The 20,457-nt window shown below is 70.9% G+C and carries 15 protein-coding genes; 11 read left to right on the forward strand and 4 right to left on the reverse strand.

The window, feature by feature from the left end:
* The first annotated feature begins 212 nt into the window (after positions 1–212).
* Both BKK81_RS08250 and BKK81_RS08255 read left to right on the forward strand, forming a co-directional pair.
* On the forward strand, positions 213–2,207 hold the full coding sequence (locus tag BKK81_RS08250; protein WP_071011991.1) for a gamma-glutamyltransferase family protein: 1,995 nt from the start codon (positions 213–215) through the stop codon (positions 2,205–2,207).
* A 161-nt stretch (positions 2,208–2,368) separates the two neighbouring features.
* On the forward strand, positions 2,369–2,785 hold the full coding sequence (locus tag BKK81_RS08255; protein ID WP_071011992.1) for a hypothetical protein: 417 nt from the start codon (positions 2,369–2,371) through the stop codon (positions 2,783–2,785).
* A 1,213-nt stretch (positions 2,786–3,998) separates the two neighbouring features.
* On the opposite strand, the gene BKK81_RS08260 is transcribed toward BKK81_RS08255, so the two are convergent.
* From BKK81_RS08260 to BKK81_RS08275, 4 genes are all read right to left on the reverse strand, one after another.
* A complete protein-coding gene (locus tag BKK81_RS08260; protein ID WP_071011994.1) occupies positions 3,999–5,072 on the reverse strand; it encodes a phosphotransferase in 1,074 nt (357 codons plus the stop codon).
* Between the two features lie 53 nt (positions 5,073–5,125).
* Positions 5,126–5,851, reverse strand: coding sequence for a histidine phosphatase family protein (locus BKK81_RS08265; RefSeq protein ID WP_071011996.1), 726 nt, complete (start codon positions 5,849–5,851; stop codon positions 5,126–5,128).
* Between the two features lie 98 nt (positions 5,852–5,949).
* Entirely contained in the window at positions 5,950–6,729 is a 780-nt protein-coding gene (locus BKK81_RS08270; protein WP_071011998.1) for an oxepin-CoA hydrolase, alternative type, read from the reverse strand.
* A gap of 65 nt (positions 6,730–6,794) precedes the next feature.
* Positions 6,795–8,318, reverse strand: a complete 1,524-nt coding sequence (locus tag BKK81_RS08275; protein WP_071011999.1) for a 3-hydroxyacyl-CoA dehydrogenase — start codon at positions 8,316–8,318, stop codon at positions 6,795–6,797.
* A 223-nt stretch (positions 8,319–8,541) separates the two neighbouring features.
* On the opposite strand from BKK81_RS08275, the gene BKK81_RS08280 reads away from it, so the two are divergent.
* The 9 genes from BKK81_RS08280 to BKK81_RS08320 all read left to right on the forward strand — a co-directional run bounded on the left by BKK81_RS08280 (position 8,542) and on the right by BKK81_RS08320 (position 20,355).
* The gene (locus tag BKK81_RS08280) at positions 8,542–9,183 is read left to right on the forward strand and encodes a glutathione S-transferase (protein ID WP_071012001.1); all 642 of its coding nucleotides are present in this window, start codon (positions 8,542–8,544) and stop codon (positions 9,181–9,183) included.
* Between the two features lie 123 nt (positions 9,184–9,306).
* Positions 9,307–11,154, forward strand: a complete 1,848-nt coding sequence (locus tag BKK81_RS08285) for an acyclic terpene utilization AtuA family protein (RefSeq protein ID WP_071012002.1) — start codon at positions 9,307–9,309, stop codon at positions 11,152–11,154.
* 129 nt (positions 11,155–11,283) lie between these two features.
* Complete coding sequence (locus tag BKK81_RS08290) at positions 11,284–12,102, forward strand: TIGR03084 family metal-binding protein (RefSeq protein WP_071012004.1); 819 nt, start codon at positions 11,284–11,286, stop codon at positions 12,100–12,102.
* Positions 12,102–13,028 (forward strand): phosphatidylglycerol lysyltransferase domain-containing protein, encoded by a 927-nt coding sequence (locus tag BKK81_RS08295; protein ID WP_071012006.1) that lies wholly within the window; start codon positions 12,102–12,104, stop codon positions 13,026–13,028. The genes BKK81_RS08290 and BKK81_RS08295 overlap by 1 nt, the downstream gene beginning before the upstream one ends.
* A 230-nt stretch (positions 13,029–13,258) precedes the next feature.
* Entirely contained in the window at positions 13,259–14,890 is a 1,632-nt protein-coding gene (locus BKK81_RS08300; protein WP_071012007.1) for an acyl-CoA carboxylase subunit beta, read from the forward strand.
* A 65-nt stretch (positions 14,891–14,955) separates the two neighbouring features.
* Entirely contained in the window at positions 14,956–16,110 is a 1,155-nt protein-coding gene (locus BKK81_RS08305) for an acyl-CoA dehydrogenase family protein (protein ID WP_071012009.1), read from the forward strand.
* 691 nt (positions 16,111–16,801) lie between these two features.
* On the forward strand, positions 16,802–18,829 hold the full coding sequence (locus BKK81_RS08310; protein ID WP_071012010.1) for an acetyl/propionyl/methylcrotonyl-CoA carboxylase subunit alpha: 2,028 nt from the start codon (positions 16,802–16,804) through the stop codon (positions 18,827–18,829).
* Positions 18,830–18,896: 67 nt separating this feature from the next.
* On the forward strand, positions 18,897–19,676 hold the full coding sequence (locus BKK81_RS08315) for an enoyl-CoA hydratase/isomerase family protein (RefSeq protein WP_071012012.1): 780 nt from the start codon (positions 18,897–18,899) through the stop codon (positions 19,674–19,676).
* Between the two features lie 67 nt (positions 19,677–19,743).
* Positions 19,744–20,355 carry a methyltransferase domain-containing protein gene (locus BKK81_RS08320; RefSeq protein ID WP_071012014.1) on the forward strand — a complete coding sequence of 204 codons (612 nt, stop codon included), beginning with the start codon at positions 19,744–19,746 and terminating at the stop codon, positions 20,353–20,355.
* Positions 20,356–20,457 lie beyond the last annotated feature (102 nt).

The raw sequence follows: 20,457 nt of genomic DNA on the forward strand, positions 1-20,457 counted from the left end.
AGGCGCGAGTCGGGAAAACGCCGATGATAATCGAGGCGGCGCCGACCTGCCGGCCGCGTGTCCCGGGCCATCCCGCGCCATCCCGCTCGATTCCCCTTGCCTGCCATGCGGCACAATGGCCATCTGCGCGCGGCGGCAGCGTGCTTGTGCCGCCGCGCTCCGGGTTCCGGCCTGGCCTGGGCCGACCCGAGGCACCCTCCAGGGAAGACCCGATGACAAGACGACACCTCGCGCCTGCGTTCGCCGCCATCGCCACGGCCCAGCTGCTGCTGGCCGCGTGCGGCCACGTTCCGCCAGCGCGGGCGCCGGCCGCCGGCACGCCGCCCGGGGTCGAGGCCGGCTGCCGCGTGTCAGGCGACCGCGGTATCGTGGTCGGCGCCGGCCAGCCGGGCGATACCACGCTGCCGGAGCCGGCTTCCGGCTACCGCACCGGACTGCAGCCGGCCTTTGCCCGGCGCTATATGGTGTCGACCTCGAACGCGCTGGCCAGCGCCGCCGGTTGCGCGGTGCTCGCGCGCGGCGGCAGCGCGGCCGACGCGGCGGTCGCCGTGCAGGCGGTCCTGGGCCTGACCGTGCCCGAGGCTACCGGCCTCGGCGCGGGCGGGCTGCTGCTCTACTACGACGCGGGCAGGAAGACCGTGCAGGCCTACGACGGACGCGAGACCGCGCCCGCTGCCGCCACCGGCGACTACCTGCGCTATATCGACGCCGCCAGCGAACGCCAGGCGCCCCTGCCCAGCGTGCGCGCCAGCGGCCGCGCGATCGGCACCCCCGGCCTGCCGCGCCTGCTGGAGGCAGTGCAGCGGGACCACGGCAGACTGGCCTGGCGGGACCTGTTCGGCGACGCCATCACGCTGTCCACCAACGGCTTCCCCATCGGCGGCCGCCTGGCCGACGCCATCGCTCTCAACGCGGCCAGCCTCAAGCGCGATCGCGCCGCGGCGGCCTACTTCCTCCACGCCGACGGCTCGCCCAAGGCGCTCGGCACGCGGCTGGCCAATCCCGCCTATGCGGACACGCTGCAGCGGCTGGCGGAGCAGGGCGCCGACGCGTTCTACACCGGCAGCATCGCGCAGGACATCGTCGCCAGCATCGCCACCACGCGGGCCGCCGACGGCAGCCCGATCACGCCGGGCAAGACCACGCTGGCCGACCTGGCCGGCTACCAGGCCAAGCGTCGCGAGCCGGTGTGCACCACCTACCGCGAATACTGGATCTGCGGCATGCCGCCGCCGTCGTCCGGCGGCATCACCGTGGCGTCGGCGCTCGGCATCCTGGAACACTTCGACCTGGCACGGTACAAGCCGGCCGCCATCGATGGCGAAGGCGGGCACCCGAGTGTGACGGGCGTGCACCTGGTCAGCGAGGCCGAGCGCCTGGCCTACGCCGACCGCGACAAGTACGTGGCCGACACCGATTTCGTCCCGCTGCCGGGCGGCACCTGGGACACGCTGCTGAACCAGCGCTACCTGCAGGGCCGCGCCCGCTTGATCGACCTGCGCGCCAGCATGCGGACCGCCAGCCCGGGCAAGCTGGGCACGGTGCCGCTCGGCGTCGACCCGGCGCTGGTCGAGCACGGCACCAGCCACTTCAGCATCGTCGACGGCGACGGCAACGTCCTGACCGCCACCACCACCGTCGAGAGCAGCATGGGGTCCTTCCACATGACCCGCGGCTTCCTGCTGAACAACCAGCTGACCGATTTCTCCGCCGACCCCGCCGACCCCGCCGACCCCGCCGGCACGCCCTACGCCAACCGGCTGGCCCCGGGCAAGCGTCCGCGCAGCTCGATGGCGCCGACCCTGGTCTTCCGCAAGGCGGCGGACGGTTCCCGCGGCGACTTCCTCATGGCCACCGGCTCGCCCGGCGGCGGCGCCATCCCGCAGTATGTGGTGAAGACCCTGGTGGGCATGCTCGACTGGGGCCTCGACGCCCAGCAGGCAGCCGGCCTGGTCGACTTCGGCGCCTTCAACTCGCCCATCACCACGCTGGGCGGCGAGCATCCGTATATCGACACGGCCGACGGCGGCAACCGCGACGCGCTGATCACCGGCCTGCGCGCGCTGGGCCACACCGTCGGCACCGCCGCGCAGCCGAGCGGCGTCAACACCATCCTGCGCGTGCGGCGCGACGGCGTGCCGGTCCTGCAAGGCGGCACCGATCCGCGCCGCGAAGGCGTGGTGCTGGGCGACACCATCCGGCCCTGAGCCGTGCGGCGCGCGCAGCGCCGTCGCGGCCCCCCGACGGTGCCGGCCGCCTGTGCCCGATGACCTTGCGCGTAATGGGCAAGGCACGCTCCCTGGTCCAACATGGATCCGAACGCGCGGTACTCCGCGCGAGCGGTTCCCAACCTCACAGGAGCGAAGCCATGTCCACTACTCAACCTACCCGATTCCTGCGCACCGTCCTGCTGGCCGACGCCGCCACCTGCCTGGCGACCGGCTGGCTGCTCGCCTTCGGCGCCGATTTCGTGCACGGCCTCACCGGCATCGCCGCCGGGCTGTCCTTCTACGCGGGCACGGCGTTGTTGCCGATCGGTGCCTTCATTGCGCTGGTGGCGACGCGCCTGCTGGTGGCGCCGGCGGTGTGGCTGGTGATCGCCGGCAATCTCGGCTGGGTTGCCGGGAGTGTGTGGTTGCTGGCGGAAGGGGGAGGCGGGGCGAATGCGCTTGGCATGGTTTTCATCGGTGCGCAGGCGCTGGTTGTCGCGGTGCTGGCTGAGATGGAGTTTTTGGGGGTGAGGAGGATGGTGGGGGGTGGGGGTTTGCGGGTGGAAGGGGTTTGATTTTCTTGTTGTTGGTTTGTCGTTTGGATTCGGGCGGTGTCGGTTTGCGAGGCAACGACCTGTTTCGACTCCCCCTGCGGGGGAGCCGACCTACTTTCTTGGTCTTGCCCAAGAAAGTAGGCAAAGAAGGCGCGCCGGGTGCGGCTCAACACCCCCTCGCGTGCTGGGGCAAAGAGCGGCCGGGCCCCAACTCGGATCGCCTTAAGGCGATCCTCAGACAGGGGGCCCTCTTTTCCGCTCTTTGCCCCAGCACGCGAGGCGCCGCACACGGCAGGGAACAGACGCCACGCCTCGCTGCGCTTCGGGCGGGGGGTGTGCGGCCAGCTTGCTGGCCGCACACCAATGCACGCGTGACTCGATGCCTTGTCGCTTGTTTTCGGGCGGTGTTGGTGTGCGGGGCAACGGCCTGTTTCGACCCCCTGCGGGGAGCCGACTGGCTTTCGTGACGCACGGCTTTTGCGCGTGGATTCGAGTGGTATCGGTCAGTGTGACAACGGCCTGTTTCGACTCCCCCTGCGGGGGAGCCGACCTACTTTCTTGGTCTTGCCCAAGAAAGTAGGCAAAGAAGGCGCGCCGGGTGCGGCTCAACACCCCCTCGCGTGCTGGGGCAAAGAGCGGCCGGGCCCCAACTCGGATCGCCTTAAGGCGATCCTCAGACAGGGGGCCCTCTAATCCGCTCTTTGCCCCAGCACGCGAGGCGCCGCACACGGCAGGGAACAGACGCCACGCCTCGCTTCGCTTCGGGTGGGGGTGTTCGGCCAGCAGCTGGCCGAACACAAAGGCTCAGCAAACCTGGCCGCTATGCAAAAGTGAGCCCGCTCGCAGACCAACGGTTGGCCTTTCCCTCCCGTGTGCGGCGCCTCGCGAATGGGCCCCGGCCGCCGATGAAGCCCGTCCGCTGTCTGAGCGGCCGCAGGCCGCGAGTTCGGACGGGCGCGGCGGCCGGGGCCCATTCGCGAGGGGTCTTCGCCGCACCCGGGTCGCCTTCTTTGCTTACTTTCTTGGGCGAGACCAAGAAAGTAAGTCGGCTCCCCGCAGGGGAGTCGAAACAGGCTGTTGCCTTGCAAACCGACACCGCCTAAACCCACATGACAAGCGTCAAGTCACGAGAGCCGAAACAGGCCGTTGCCCCGCAAACCGACACCGCCCGAAAAAATCTCCCGACGGCTCAAACAAGCAACACCGTTCAAGCCATCAAGACAAGCCACAACCCTTACTGCTTCGCTTTCTGCGCGTACTGCCACCCCATCTCCGCCATCGGCCGCGCCCGCTTGCCCGCATCCAGCGCCTGCGCCGACGAGGCCGTGCCGTCCACCACCCGCTTCATGATCCCCTGCAGGATGCCGGCAATGCGGAACATGCTGAAGGCCAGGTAGAAGTTCCAGTCGCCGGTGATCTCGCGCCCGGTGCGCTGTTCGTACAGCTTGCGGTAGCTGGCTTCGTCGGGGATGCCGAGCGAGGCATAGTCGAGGCCGGCGATGCCGCGGAACTGGCCCGGTGCGATATGCCAGCTCATGCAGTGGTAGCCGAAGTCGGCCATCGGATGGCCCAGCGTCGACAATTCCCAGTCGAGCACGGCCAGCACGCGCGGCTCGGTCGGGTGGAACATCAGGTTGTCGAGGCGGTAGTCGCCATGGACGATGCTGGTCAGGTCGGCGCCTTCCTGCGGGATATGCTGCGGCAGCCATTCCATCAGCGCATCCATCGAGGGGATGGACTCGGTTTCCGACAGCTTGTACTGCTTGGTCCAGCGTTCGATCTGGCGCGAGAAGTAGTTGCCGGGCTTGCCGTAGTCGCCCAGGCCGATGGCCTGGTAGTCGACGCTGTGCAGGGCGGCGATGACGCGGTTCATCTCGTCGTAGATGGCGCCGCGCTCGCTGTTGCTCATGTCGGGCAGCGACTGGTCCCACAGCACGCGGCCGGCGACGTATTCCATCACGTAGAAGTCGCGGCCGATCACCGTTTCGTCGTCGCACAGCGCGTACATCTTCGCCACCGGGACGTCGGTGCCGGCCAGCGCGGCCATCACGCGGTACTCGCGCTCGATGGCGTGGGCCGAGGGCAGCAGCTTGGCGCGCGGGCCGGGCTTGGCGCGCATCACATAGGTGCACTCCGGCGTGATCAGCTTGAAGGTGGGGTTGGACTGGCCGCCCTTGAACTGTTCGACCGTCAGCGGGCCGGCGAAGCCGTCCACATGCTGGCGCATCCAGTCTTCGAGCGCGCCGAGGTCGAAGCGTTGCTGCTCGGCCACGGGCCGGGTGCCTTCGAAGTGCGATACGTTGCTCATGCTGTCTCCGTGTTTTTGTCGCGAGGGTTCCGTGCTTGGGTGCGGCGCGGCGTTCAGCCCGGCAGGGCGCGCAGCCGCAGGTATTGGTTCAGCATCACTTCCATGGTGGTGTGGCGCGGGCCGCTGTGCACCGGGGTCGGGGCCGAATAATTGAGCATGCGCACGACCCAGTCGCCGGGCGCCTGGCCGACATCGAGCACATTGATGCAGCCGGCGGTCTGCAGCAGCGAGCCGAAGAAGACGCGCTGGCCGCAGGTGATCGCATGCGACAGGATGGCGCGGTTGGTGCCGCCATGCAAGACCAGCAGGGCCGTGTCCCAGTCCGGGTCGGCGCGCAGCCGCTGCAGGCCGGGCAGCACGCGGTCGAGGAACTCGCCGACGCTCTCGCCGCCGAGGAAGCGCTGCTGCTCGGCGACCACGCCCTCGAAGGCGCCGAGAAAGGCGTCGCGCAGGCTGTCCTCGGGGATCTCGCTGATCTGGCCGCCGCGGATTTCCTGCCAGTCGCTCCAGGTCTCGGGGGCGTTGCCTTGCATGGCCGGGATCTCGGCCAGCACGCGCCGCGCGGTTTCCACCGTGCGCGGCAGGCCGCTGACGATGACGCGGTCGAAGCGGATGCCTTCGGCGGCGAAGGCGCGGCCGGCGGCGGTGGCCTGCATGCGGCCGGTCTCGTTGAGCACGACCTGCTCGGGCAGCGACTTGCGGCCGCGTTCGTCGAAGTAGTCGACCGCGCCGTGGCGCATCAGGTAAATGCGCCGGCGGGCGGCGGGGGCCAGCTCCATCCTTGTCTCCTCCATGCCTCTGGTGTGCCTTGGGGAGGCGCCTCGCGGCGCCATGTGACAAGGCCGGCGCCTGGTGACGCCGGCCTTGCCGGGGGTGTTCAGCGGTAGTTCGGCTTGCGCTTTTCGAGGAAGGCGCTGATGCCTTCGCCGCCGTCCGGGTGGTGCAGCGCCGCCACGAAGCTGTCGCGCTCGGCCACCAGGTGCTCGGCGAGCGAGGCGCTGGCGGCATGATTGACCAGGTCCTTGATACGGCCTACCGCGTGCGGCGACTCGCCGGCCAGTTCGCCGGCCAGCTTGAGCGCCTCGGCCAGCGCCTGGCCCGGCGCGGCGATGCGGTTGACCAGGCCGAAGTGCTGCAGGCGCGCGGCGTCGACCGGCCGGCCCAGCATCATCAGCTCGCTGGCGAGCTGGCGGGGCAGGGCGCGCGCCAGTTCGTAGGAGCCGCCGCCGTCGGGCGTCAGGCCGACCTTGGCATAGGCCATGACGAACCTGGCGTCGCTGGCGGCGACGACGAAGTCGCAGGCGAGCACCAGCGAGAAGCCGGCGCCGGCCGCCGGGCCTTCGACCGCGGCGATGATGGGCTTGGGGAAGGCGTGCAGGCCTTCGATCCAGCGGTTCAGCACTTCGATGCTGCGCGCTTGCACCTCGGGCGGCTGGGCGCGGTTGCCGAGCAGCCGGTTGAGGTTGCCGCCGGCGCAGAACACGCCGTCGGCGCCGGTCAGCACGACCGCGCGCAGCGAGTCGTCGCCAGCGGCCGTTTCCAGCGCCGCCTGCGAGGCCGCGTAGATGTCCGGGTGCAGCGCATTGCGCGCCTCCGGGTTGGAGATGGTCAGCACCAGGGTGGAGCCGACGCGTTCGGAGAGGAGCTGTGCGGTCATCGGGACGGTCTCGGCGTGGCAGCGTCAGGAGCGGCCGGGTTGGGGGCAGGCGAGGGGCGGGCCCCTCAGGCTTCCTCGGCCAGCAGCGACAGGCCCAGGCCGGCGCGGCGCCACAGCCACGGGCTCGGGCGGTAGCGCATGTCGCCGGTCAGGCGTTCCATATTGCGCAGGGTCTCCAGCACCAGCGCCGGGCCGATGGCGTCGCCCAGGGCTAGCGGGCCCTTGGGGTAGCCCAGGCCCAGGTTGACCGCCAGGTCGATGTCGGACGGCGTGGCGATGCGCTGCTGGGCGATGTCGCTGGCGATGTTGACGATGCAGGAAACGATGCGCTGGGCGACGAAGCCGGCCGAGTCGCGGATCACGGTGACCGGCTTGCCGTCGCTGGCGAACAGGCCGTGCGCGGCGTCGCGCGCGGCGGCGCTGGTGGCCGGCGTGGTCATCAGGGTGCGGCGCTTGGTGGCCTCGAAGGGCAGCAGGGTGTCGATGGCCACCACGCGGCTGGCGTCCAGGCCTTCTTCCAGTGCGCTGGTGGTGGCGTCCAGGCCGAGCGGGGTGACCACGATCAGCGCCTCGGCCGAGGGCTGGTTGCCGACTTCCGGCGTCACGCCCAGGGCGATCAGCAGCTTGACCACCATGTCATGGCCGCGCTGGTTGGCGCGGCTGACCCAGACGCTGGCCGGGCGCGCGGCGGGCACCGCGGCGACGGCCGGCACCTGCTTGGCGCCGTTCTCGTAGCGGTAGAAGCCGGCGCCGGCCTTGCGGCCGATCAGGCCGCCCACCGAGCGGATCGCCGTGATCGGCGAGGGACGGTAGCGCGGTTCCTGGTAGAACTGGTTGTAGATCGATTCCATCACCGGGTGCGACACGTCCAGCCCGGTCAGGTCCATCAGTTCGAAGGGGCCCATGCGGAAGCCGGCCTGCTCGCGCATGATGTCGTCGATGTCGGCAAAGGCGGCCACGCCTTCCTGCGCCACCTTCAGGCCCTCGATGTTCATGCCGCGGCCGGCATGGTTGACGATGAAGCCGGGCATGTCCTTGCAGCGCACCGGGGTGTGGCCCATGCGGCGCGACAGCACCATCAGGGCGTCGCCCACGGCGGGGTCGCCGGACAGGCCGTCGATGACCTCGACCACCTTCATCAGCGGCACCGGGTTGAAGAAGTGGTAGCCGGCGATGCGGCCCGGGTGCCTGGCGCCCACGGCGATCGCGGTGATCGACAGCGAGGAGGTGTTGGAGGCGATGACGGCATCCGCGCGCAGGATGGCTTCCAGCTTGGCGACCAGATCGCGCTTGACCTCGAGCCGCTCGACGATGGCCTCGACCACCATGTCGCAGCCGGCCAGGTCTTCCAGCGCGGTGCAGGGCCGCACGCGCGCCAGCGCCGCGGCGCCTTCCTCGGCACTCAGCTTGCCCTTCTCGGTCAGTTTGGCGAAGGTGTCCTGCAGGTACTGGCGGGCGGCCGCCACGGCCTGCGGGTTGGTGTCGAAGAGATTGACGGCCAGTCCGGCCTGCGCGGCGATCTGGGCGATGCCGCGGCCCATGGCGCCGGTGCCGACGATGCCCAGGGATTCGATGGTGAGAGTGCTCATGGTGCTTCCGGGAAATTGCGGTTAAATTAGCACGATCGTACGTTTTTTGCATCTTTCGTGTAAGACGCAGGATGCAGCCAGCGTGCGCTGATCGGCCAGCGTTTCTGCCCGAGGCTTGCCGAACCGGCCGAAGGCCGACAATATGGCAGCGCCGCGCGCATGTCAGCATGCATGCCCGCATGCACGCGGACACCACCCCCAAGAACATCCGGAGACACACGACATGCTGAAGCTCTGCGGCTTTGCCGCCAGCAACTACTACAACAAGGTCAAACTCGCCCTGCTCGAAAAGAAGGTGCCGTTCGAGGAGGTGCTGGCCTGGGTCGGCGAGACCGACCTTGCGGCCACCCCGGCGGGCAAGGTGCCCTATATCATCACCGATGCCGGCCCGCTGTGCGAGTCCGAGGCCATCGCCGACTACATCGAATCGGCCTATCCGCAGTCGCCGCTGCTGCCGGCCGATGCCTTCGGCGCGGCCAAGGTGCGCGAGCTGGTGGTGTTCATGGAGCTCTACCTGGAGCTGACGGCGCGCGAGCTCTACCCCGAGGCCTTCTTCGGCGGCAAGGTCAGCGACAGCGTCAAGGAGCGCCAGCACAAGCTGCTGTCGCGCTACATCCCCGCCTTCGCCAAGCTGGCCAGGTTCTCGCCCTATCTGGCCGGCGACACGTTCACGCTGGCGGACTGCGCGGCCCTGGCCCACCTGCCGCTGGTCTCTTCCTGCACCAAGATCATCTACGGCACCGACATGCTGGCCGACCTGCCGCTCAAGGACTACCTGAAGCTGCTGTCCGAGCGGCCGACCGTGCAGCAGGTCAACGCCGACCGCAAGGCCAACCTCGAACTGATGGCCAGCCGCCGCAAGTGAGCGGGTGAGTGGGCGAGCGCGGCCGCCGGCCGCGCCGCCGGAGCCGGCAGGAGCCAGTAGACGCAAGACGCCGGGTGCGCGCGCCGGCTATCGTGGCGCCATCCCATTCACGGAGCGGCAGCGATGACGGAACAGCGCGCGCCCGGCGTACGCATCGGCGGCGCCTCGGGCTTCTGGGGCGACAGCAGTGTCGGCCCGGTGCAACTGGTCGAGCACGGCGGTATCGACTACCTGGTGTTCGACTACCTGGCCGAACTGACCATGTCGCTGCTGGCGGCGGCCCGGCTCAAGCACCCCGAGGCGGGCTACGCCACCGATTTCATCACCGGCGCGATGCGCGCGGTGCTCAAGCCCGCGCTGGCGCGCGGCATCCGCATCGTCAGCAATGCCGGCGGGGTCAATCCGCGCGGCTGCGCCGAGGCGCTGCGCCGGCTGGCCGACGAGCAGGGCGTGCCGGTGCGCATCGCGGTGGTCGAGGGCGACGACCTGATGCCGCGCCTGGCCGAGCTGCGCGCGCTCGGCGTGAGCGACATGCAGACCGGCGCGCCGCTGCCCGAGCGGGTGCTCAGCGCCAATGCCTATTTCGGCGCCCAGCCGATCCGCGCCGCCCTCGATGCCGGCGCCGACATCGTCATCACGGGGCGCTGCGTCGACAGCGCGGTGACGCTGGGTGTGCTGATGCACGCCTTCGGCTGGCAGGCCGACGACTACGACAGGCTGGCCGCCGGCAGCCTGGCCGGCCATATCATCGAATGCGGCTGCCAGGCCACCGGCGGCCTGCACACCGACTGGGAGCGGGTGCCCGACTGGGCCGGGATCGGCTATCCGGTCATCGACTGCGCCGCCGACGGCAGCTTCGTGGTCGGCAAGCCGCCCGGCACCGGCGGGCTGGTCAGCACCGCCACCGTGGGCGAGCAGCTGCTCTATGAGATCGGCGATCCGGCCGCCTACCTGCTGCCCGACGTCACCTGCGACTTCACCGCCGTGCGGCTGCGCCAGCTCGGCCCGGACGCGGTCGAGGTGAGCGGCGCGCGCGGGCGTGCGCCGGGGCCGCAGTACAAGGTCTCCGCCACCTATGCCGACGGCTACCGCTGCAATGCGCAGCTCACCGTCGTCGGCGTCGACGCGGTGAAGAAGGCGCGCCGCAGCGGCGAGGCCTTCCTCGCCCGCACGCGGCGCCTGCTGGCACAGGCAGGCCTGCCCGACTTCTCGGCCACCCACCTGGAGGTGCTGGGCACGGCGGCGTCCTTCGGCCCGCACGTGCCGCAGCCCGCGCTCTACGAAGCGGTCATGTGGCTGGCCGTGTCGCATGCGGACAAGCGCGCGCTGGAGCTGTTCGCGCGCGAGATCGCGCCGGCCGGCACCTCCTGGTCGCCCGGCACCACCGGCGTGGGCGGGCGGCCGTCGGTCAGCCTGTCGATCAAGCAGTTCCCGCTGCTGGTGCCCAAGGCGTTCGCCCAGCCCGCCGTGACGCTGGACGGCGAGCCGCTGCCGTTCGCCATGCAGGCCCCGGCGGCGCCAGAGGCCGTCCCGGTTCCGGCCGCAGGCGGGGCGGACGGCGTCTTCGGCGCGCAGCCGCCCCAGCCGGACTGGGTCGAGGTGCCGCTGATCCGGCTGGCCTACGGCCGCAGCGGCGACAAGGGCGATTTCTCCAATATCGGCATCCTGGCGCGCCGTGCCGACTACCTGCCGCTGCTTGCCGCGCAATTGACCGAGGCCGCCGTGGCCGCCTACCTGGCCCACCTGGTCAAGGGCCGGGTCACGCGCTTCGCGCTGCCCGGCATCGGCGCCTTCAATTTCCTGTGCGAGGCGGCGCTGGGCGGCGGCGGCATGGCCTCGCTGCGCAACGATCCGCTCGGCAAGGGCATGGGCCAGGTGCTGCTGAGCATGCCGGTGCGCGTGCCGCCGGGGCTGGCCGCTGCCCTGGACGCCGAAGCGGGCACTGCAGCCGACGCGGCAGCGGCCGCCTGAGCCGCCTGAGCCGCGTGGCGGCCGCCCAGCCGGCCGCCAAGCCGGCCGCCAAGCCGGCCGTCTTAGTCCGGGGCGGGGCCGCAGCCGCCGGCCTTGCCTCTCTACCCGACGCCGTTTCCAGGAGTCCCCGTGAACGACAGTTGCCGTGACCTGCTCGACGAATACCAGGACCTTGCCGCGCTGGCGCAGGCCCTCGGCGCGGAGGAGTGGGCCCGTGCCACCGACTTCCACGGCTGGAGCGCCTGGGACGAGATCGCCCACCTCTGCTTCTTCGACGAGGCCTCCCTGCTGGCCATCGGCGACGCCGATGCCTTCCAGCGCGAGGCGCTGGAGCTGGGCCGGCTGATGGCCGCGGGCGGACATATCAGCGCGGTCGCGCGCGAGCGCTACCGCGGCCTGGACGGCCCCGCGCTGCTGGCGCGCTGGCGCCAGCGCCACGAGGCGCTGGTGGCCGGGCTGGCCGCGCTGGATGCCAGGCACCGGCTGCCCTGGTACGGACCGCCGATGAGCGCGCGCTCCTTCGCCACCGCGCGCCTGATGGAAACCTGGGCGCACGGACAGGACATCTGGGACGCGCTGGGACGGCGCCGCCCGGCCAGCGCACGGCTGCGGCATATCGCCCATCTCGGCGTCGGCACTTTCGGCTGGACCTTCGTCAACCGCGGCCAGCCGGTGCCGGAACCGATGCCCTATGTCGAACTGGCCGCGCCGGACGGCGCCACCTGGCAGTGGGGCGAGCCGTCGGCGCGCCACTACGTGCGCGGCGCGGCCGAGGATTTCTGCCTGCTGGTCACGCAGCGGCGCCACCTGGACGACACCGCGCTGGCCTATAGCGAGGGTCCCGCCACGCAGTGGCTGGCGCAGGCGCAGTGCTTCGCCGGCCCGCCCGCCGACGGCCCCGCGGCCGGCACGCGCGCGCGGCGCGTGGCGGCCGGCGGCGCCGGTTGATGCCGGCCGCCGCGCAGCGCGCGCCGGCCGCGGCGCAGGAGGCCGCGGCGGGGTGGGCGCCGGCCGGCGTGCCGCTCGTGTTGTCGCAGCGCGCCGCCATCGATGCCGCGCTGGCGCGCTGCGTGCCGGAGCAGGACCAGCACTGCCTGTCCGACGCGGCCTTCTCCAACCTCTACCTGTTCCGCCGCCCGCACGCCTACCGCTTCCACGACGGCGCCTTCCCCTACGTTTCCGGCCTGACCTATGACGGCAGCGCGCACGCGTTGCCGCTGTTCGCGCCGGCGGAGGCGCCGCCCGCGGTACTGCAGGCGCTGTTGCGCGCGCACGGGCGCCTGTACCCGCTCTCCGGCGGCCAGCTCGCGCGTCTCGATCCGGTGCGCTTCGCCTGGCAGGCCGTGCGCGACGACGCCGACTACCTCTATCCGGCCGATCACTTCCGCCACTACCGCGGCACGCTGCTCGGCAAGAAGCGCAACCTGATGCGGCAACTGCTTTCCGCCCATGCGGTGACGGCGCGGCCCTACGTGCCGGCGCTGGCCGGCGCGGCCATGGCGGTGCAGGTGCAATGGCTGCGCGACAAGGGCAAGCTGGCCGGCGAGGCCGACGATGAGGCCTGTGCCGAGGCGCTGCGGTTCGTCAACGCGCTCGGCCTGCAAGGCGTGCTCTTCGAGGCCGATGGCGAGCCGGCCGGCTTCGTGCTGGCGCAGCGCATCCGCCCCGGGGTCTACGTGATGCGCTTCGCCAAGGGACTCGACCGCTTCAAGGGCATCTACCAGTACATGTTCCACCACTTCTGCAGCGAAGCCGCGCCGGACGCGGCGTGGATCAATTTCGAGCAGGACATGGGGCTGGACAATTTCCGCCGCACCAAGCTCTCGTACCAGCCGGCCGCGTTGCTGCCCAAGTACCGCGTGACCCTGCGCTGAAGCGGGCATCGGGGGGCGTTTCAAGCGCGCTTGCGCCGCGTCCGAAGCCACGTCCGTGTGGCGTCCCGCCGCGCTTGCAGGGAAATCAGCCAGTATGCGCAAGACGCCTCCGGGGTGCCGCCCGACAATGGCTGGCAGGCGGCGGCGAGGCAAGCGCGGCTCCCCTGGCGGCAGCACCGCGCGGGGCGCCGGCCCTGGCCGCCAAGGACTTCCCCACGGCGCCATTCCCCATGCCCCAGATCGAAACCCGAATCTCCCCGTCGAGCAGCGCCTTCCAGGCCAACCGCGAAGGCATGCTGGCCTTGCTGGCCCGTATCCAGGAGTACGAGCAGCGCGCGGTGCAGGCCTCGGCCGCCTCGCGTGAACGCTTCGCCCGGCGCGGCCAGCTGCTGCCGCGCGAGCGGCTGGCGCTGCTGCTCGACCCGGGCGCGCCCTTCCTCGAACTGAGCACGCTGGCCGGGCTAGGCCTCGACCATGCGGACCTCGACAAGAGCGTGCCGGGCGGCGGCCTGATCGCCGGCATCGGCTTCGTCAGCGGCGTGCGCTGCATGGTCAGCGTGTCGGATGCCGGCATCGACGCCGGCGCATTGCAGCCCAAGGGGCTGGACAAGCAGCTGCGCGTGCAGGAACTCGCGCTGGAGAACCGCCTGCCCTATGTGCAGCTGGTGGAAAGCGCGGGCGCCAACCTGATGCGCTACCGCGTGGAGGACTTCGTGCGTGGCGGCCAGCTGTTCCGCAACCTGGCGCGCCTGTCCGCGGCCGGACTGCCGGTGGTGACGGTCACCCATGGCTCGTCCACCGCCGGCGGCGCCTACCAGACCGGCCTGTCGGACTACATCATCCTGGTGCGCGGCCGCTCGCGCGCCTTCCTGGCCGGCCCGCCGCTGCTGATGGCCGCCACCGGCGAGGTGGCGACCGAGGAGGAGCTGGGCGGTGCCGAGATGCACACCAGCATCTCGGGCCTGGGCGACTACCTGGCCGAGGACGACCGCGACGCGCTGCGCATGGCGCGCGAGATCCTGGCCAAGATCGACTGGCAGCGCGGCGTACCCGGCTTCGGCGAAGCGGCGCCGCGCGCCTTCAAGCCGCCGCGCTTCGATGCGGAGGAACTGCTCGGCATCATGCCGCTGGACCACAAGCGCCCGGTCGACATGAAGGAGGTGATCGCCCGCATCGTCGACGATTCCGACTTCCTCGAGTTCGGCGAGAACTACGGCTCGGCCACCGTGTGCGGCAACGCCCGCATCGAGGGCTGGCCGGTGGGCATCATCACCAACAACGGGCCGATCGATCCGGCCGGTGCGACCAAGGCCACCCACTTCATCCAGGCCTGCTGCCAGGCGCGCACGCCCATCCTCTACCTGAACAACACCACCGGCTTCATGGTGGGGCGCAGCGTGGAGGAGGGGGGCATCATCAAGCACGGCTCCAAGATGATCCAGGCCGTCAGCAATGCCACCGTGCCCCAGATCACGCTGTACTGCGGCGCCTCCTTCGGTGCCGGCAACTACGGCATGTGCGGGCGGGGCTTCGCGCCGCGCTTCTGCTTCTCCTGGCCCAACGCCAAGACCGCGGTGATGGGCGGCGAGCAGGCCGCGCGCACCATGGCCATCGTGGCCGAGGCCGGCATGAAGCGCAAAGGCGGCGAGGCCGACGCGGCCCAGCTCGAAGCGCTGCAGCAACGCATCATCGAGCGCTTCGACAGCCAGATGAGTGTCTTCGTCACCAGTGCACACGTGCTCGACGACGGCGTGATCGATCCGCGCCAGACGCGCAGCGTGCTGGCCAACGTGCTGGCGGTGTGCCGCGATGCGCAGGCGGCGCAGCCGCAAGCCATGCAGTTTTCCGTGGCGCGGCCCTGATCCGGCCAGGATTCCGGCCGCCCGACCGCTTCCTCCTTTCCCCCATTCCATCCGGAGAGCAACCCATGCAGTTGACCCCCGAGCACGAGGCGCTGCGCGCCACCATCAAGCGCTTTATCGCCGAGCAGATCAACCCGCACGTCGATGCCTGGGAAGAGGCGGAAACCTTCCCGGCCCACGAGGTCTTCCGCAAGATGGGCGCGCTGGGCCTGCTCGGCCTGTCCAAGCCCGAGGAGAACGGCGGCGCCGGCCTCGACTACTCCTACAGCGCCGTGCTGGCCGAGAGCCTGGCCGACATCAATTGCGGCGGCGTGCCGATGGCGATCGGCGTGCAGACCGACATGGCCACACCGGCGCTGGCGCACCGCGGCAGCGAGGAGGTGCGGCGCACCTTCCTCGAGCCGGCCATCCGCGGCGAGTATGTCGCCTGCCTGGGCGTGTCGGAGGTCGGCAGCGGCTCCGACGTGGCCTCGGTCCGCACCACCGCGCGCCGCGACGGCGACGACTACGTGATCAACGGCGGCAAGATGTGGACCACCAATGGCACCCAGGCCGATTTCTGCTGCGTGCTGGCCAATACCTCGGAGGGCGCGCCCCACCGCAACAAGAGCCTGATCGTGGTGCCGATGGAGACGCGCGGCGTGTCGGTGGCCAAGAAGCTGCGCAAGATCGGCATGGACGCCTCCGACACGGCCCAGCTCTTCTTCGACGACGTGCGCGTGCCGGCGCGCTGGCGCATCGGCGAGGAAGGCATGGGCTTCACCTACCAGATGGAGCAGTTCCAGGTGGAGCGGCTGTGGGGCGCGCTCAATACGCGCGCCGTCTGCCAGAAGGCGATCGACCTGACCATCGAGTACACGCGCGAGCGCAGCGTGTTCGGGCGCCCGTTGCTGGACAACCAGTGGGTGCACTTCACGCTGGCCGAGCTGCAGACCGAGGTGGAGGCGCTGCGCGCGCTGTGCTGGCACGCGGTGGAGGTCATGGTGGGCGGCGAGGATGCCACCCGCCTGGCCACCATGGCCAAGCTCAAGGCCGGCCGCCTGGTGCGCGAGACCGCCGACCGCTGCCTGCAGTTCTGGGGCGGCATGGGTTATGTGATGGAGAGCCCGATCTCGCGCATCTATCGCGATGGGAGGCTGACCTCGATCGGCGGCGGCGCCGACGAGGTCATGCTGCAGATCCTGTGCAAGTTCATGGGGACGTTTCCGGTGGGGCGGTAGAGACCGGTATGGCGAAAAGGGGACCGAGGTGGCCGCACGTTTTCCGCGCTTGCCTGGAGGGCGTTGGCCATTGAACCCAACGGCCATACGACATCCCCGCTGCGCGGGGCTGCCGGTCACTTTTCTTTGCGTTCTGCAAAGAAAAGTAACCCAAAGAAAGCAGACCCTGCCGGGGGCAGAGCAACAAGGCTTTCCGGCGGCATCTCCAGCTGCGGTGGGCGCGCCGCTTCCGCAGGCCGCTGCCGCGTCCGAGACCGGCGTGGCAGGTGCCTGCCAGCGCCGGGAGCAGGGATCGCGGTCCCCTGATGGCGAGTCGCCGAGGTCGTTCTACCCTCCTGCCGCTACCGAGGCTGGCGGCCACTTCCTGTCCGGCGTGGCCGGTTGCGTGGTGGGGGCGCTGGCACGGTCCGCGCGCGTGCGCTGGCCGGTCCGATGGCTTGCCGCCCGCCTGCCGTCCGCCACCGGTGCCACTGGTTTTCTCCCCTCTCCCGCATGCGGGAGAGGGGCGGGGGAGGGGGCCGGCGCTCGCCATCGCGATCCGGCCACTTGCCCGGCCGCGGAAAGGGCAAGCGCGAAGCAGGCAGAGGCAGGCAGAGGCAGGCAGATGGCACCTTGTATCCCGTCCGCGGAGCCGACCACCCCGCAGGAAGTCCGCATCCAATCAAGACACGCAGCAAGAACACTCCACACCATGACCCAGTCCACCCCTTTCCACAAGATCCTGATCGCCAACCGCGGCGAGATCGCCTTGCGCGTGATGCGCAGCGCCGCTGCGCTGGGCTACCGCACGGTGGCGGTCTATTCGAGCGCCGACGCCGGCGCGCGCCATGTGCTGGAGGCCGACCAGGCGGTCTGCATCGGCGAAGCGCTGCCGGCGCAGTCCTACCTGCGCAGCGAGGCCATCATCGAGGCGGCGCGCCGCAGCGGCGCCGACGCGGTCCACCCAGGCTACGGCTTCCTGGCCGAGAACGCCGACTTCGCGCGCGCCTGCCGCGCGGCCGGGCTGGTCTTCATCGGCCCCTCGCCGGAGGCCATCGATGCCATGGGCAACAAGGCCGGCGCCAAGCGCCTGATGCGGGACGCCGACGTGCCCTGCATCCCTGGCTACCAGGGCGAGGACCAGAGCGACGAACGCATGGCGGCCGAGGCCGCGCGCATCGGCTTTCCGGTCATGATCAAGGCCGCCGCCGGCGGCGGCGGGCGCGGCATGCGGCTGGTCGAGCGCCAGCCGGACTTCCTCGCGCTGCTGCACAGCGCGCGTTCGGAGGCGCAGGGTGCCTTCGGCAATCCCGAGGTGATCCTGGAGCGCGCCATCGTGGCGCCGCGCCATATCGAGATCCAGGTCTTCGCCGACCGGCACGGCAACGTGATCCATCTGGGTGAGCGCGATTGCTCGGTGCAGCGCCGCCACCAGAAGCTGATCGAAGAGGCGCCGTCGCCGGCGGTCGGGCCGGAACTGCGCGCGCGCATGGGCGCCACCGCCGTGGCGGCGGCGCGCGCGATCGGCTACGAGGGGGCTGGCACGCTGGAGTTCCTGCTGGATGCCGCCGGCAACTACTACTTCATGGAGATGAACACCCGGCTGCAGGTGGAGCACCCGGTGACCGAGGCCATCACCGGGCTCGACCTGGTGGCGCTGCAGCTGCGCGTGGCCGCGGGCGAGCCGCTGCCGCTGGCGCAGCAGGACGTGCGTTTCAGCGGCCATGCCATCGAGGTGCGGCTGTGTGCCGAGGATGCCGGCCAGGGCTTTCTGCCGCAGAGCGGCACCATGGTGCGCTGGCAGCCGGCGGCGGCGCTGCGCACCGAACACGCGCTGGCGCCGGGGGCCACGGTGTCGCCGTACTACGACTCCATGATCGCCAAGCTGGTGGCGCACGGCGCCAACCGCGAAGAGGCGCGCCGGCGCTTGCTGCACGGCCTGCAGGACACGGTGGCGCTGGGCGTCACCACCAACCAGGATTTCCTCGCGCGCTGCCTCGCGCATGGCGAGTTCGCCGCCGGCGGTGCCACCACGGCCTTCATCGAGCGCCACCAGGCGGCCCTGCTGCAGGCCGACGAGGCAGGGCGCGCGCGCGCCGCCGCGGTGGCGGCGCTGCTGCTGCACGAGACCGCCTCCGGCGCCGCGCGCGCGGCCAGCCTGCTGGCGCACCGGTTGCCGATCGGCCTGCGCTTCGACATCGACGGCGAAGCCTGCGAATGCGCGCTGCGCTGCCTGGGCGGGCCGCGCTTCGAGGCCGAGGTCCGCCTGGGCGAGGCCACCGAGGCGCGCCGTTTGGCCCTCGAAACCGTGGCGCTGGGCGAAGGCCGGGCGCGCCTGCAGTGCGATGGGGTGGCCGGCAGCGTGGTGTTCGCGCGCGACGGCGAGGCCTTGCTGATGCACCTGGACGGGCGTCCCTGCCGTGTCGAGGACCGCAGCCGCGCGGCCGCTGTGCGTGCCGCCGCCGCGGGTGGCGACGGCAGGCTGCTGGCGTCGATGAACGGCCGCGTGGTCAGCGTGATGGTGGCGGTCGGCGACCGCGTCGAGGCCGGGCAGCCGATGGTCACGCTGGAGGCGATGAAGATGGAGCATATCCATGTGGCGCCGGTGACGGGGCGGGTGGCCGCCTTGCACGTGATCGCGGGCGACCAGGCGGCGGCGCGCCGGCTGATCGCCGAGGTCCTGCCCGAGGCCGCAGAGGCTGGCGAGGCTGCCGAGGCTGCCGAGGCCCGCGCGGCCTGAGCCGTGTCTTCCACCTTCCGACAACTTCCGACATCTTCCGACCATTCCTCGCAGGAGAACCGCTGCCATGAGCGACCACGACATCGTGCTGCACGAGAAGCGCGGCCACGCCTTCTGGATCACCATCAACCGGCCCGACAAGCGCAATGCGCTGAACGCCGACGTCATCGCCGGCATCCGCGACGGCTATCGCCGCGCGCATGCCGATCCCGGCGTGCGCGCCATCGTGCTGACCGGGGCCGGCGACAAGGCCTTCTGCGCCGGTGCCGACCTGCAGCCCGGCAAGGGCTTCGCCTTCGACCTGGCGCGGCCCAATCTCGACTATGCCGACATGCTGCGCGAAGCGCAGCAGGCCACGCTGCCCACCATCGCCCGCGTCAACGGCGCCTGCATGGCCGGCGGCATGGGGCTGCTGTGCATGACCGACATGGCGGTGGCCGACGAGCGCGCTGTGTTCGGCCTGCCCGAGGTCAAGGTCGGCGTCTTCCCGATGCAGGTGCTGAGCCTGCTGCAGGGACTGGCACCGCCGCGCCTGGTGCGCGAATGGTGCATCGGCGGCGAGCCTTTCGGCGCCGCCGAGGCCCAGGCGGCAGGCCTGCTCAATCATGTGGCGCCGGCCGGCGCGCTGGACGGTAAAATCGACTGGCTGGTGGCGCGCCTGGTCGACAAGTCGCCGACCGCGATCCGGCGCGGCAAGTACGCCATGCGGGCCATGGCGGCGATGTCCTTCGACGAAGGCATCGCCTACACCGAGAGCCAGATCGCGCTGCTTGCCATGACCGAGGATGCAAGAGAGGGCATGGCGGCGTTCAACGAGAAGCGCAAGCCGGTCTGGACCGGACGCTGAGCGCCGGCCGCGGATCGCCGGCAATCGCCGGAGGCGCGCCGCCAGCCAGACACGGAGACCTATGACAATGGCTGGACCTTCCATCGATTTCTGGCAAGACAAGTTCGACAGCGGGCAGACGCCCTGGGACCGCGGCGCGCCCGGCCCGCAATTGCAGGCCTGGATCGCCGACGGCACCCTGGCACGGGGCACCGAGGTGCTGGTGCCCGGCTGCGGCAGCGGCTGGGACGTCGCCGAGCTGGCCGCGGCGGGCCTGCGCGTGACCGGTATCGACTACACACCCGCGGCGCTCGAGCGCACGCGGGCGCGGCTGCAGGCACAGGGCCTGTCGGCACGCCTGGAGCAGGCCGACGTGCTGGCCTGGTCGCCGGGCGCGCCGGTCGAGGCCATCTATGAGCAGACCTGCCTGTGCGCCTTGCATCCGGACCACTGGGTGCGCTACGGCGAGCAGCTGCATGCCTGGCTGAAGCCGGGCGGGCTGCTGCTGGCCATGTTCATGCAGGCGCGCCGGCCCGGTGCCGACGAAGGGCGGGTCGAAGGGCCTCCCTACCACTGCGATATCAACGGCATGCGGGCGCTGTTCCCATCGGAGCGCTGGGACTGGCCGAAGCCGCCCTATGCGGCGGTGCGGCATCCGGGCGGCGCGTTCGAACTGGCGGTGGTGCTGCGGCGGCGCTAGGGGCGCGGGCGGACGGCGGGGCTGCATGGTGCGAAGCCCTTCACGCCGAACGAAGCCGAAACGAGATGCGCCAACACCAAGCGCCAAGCACGAGGTCTTGGC

This window comes from Cupriavidus sp. USMAHM13 (genome assembly GCF_001854285.1).
GTDB classification, from domain to species: domain Bacteria; phylum Pseudomonadota; class Gammaproteobacteria; order Burkholderiales; family Burkholderiaceae; genus Cupriavidus; species Cupriavidus malaysiensis.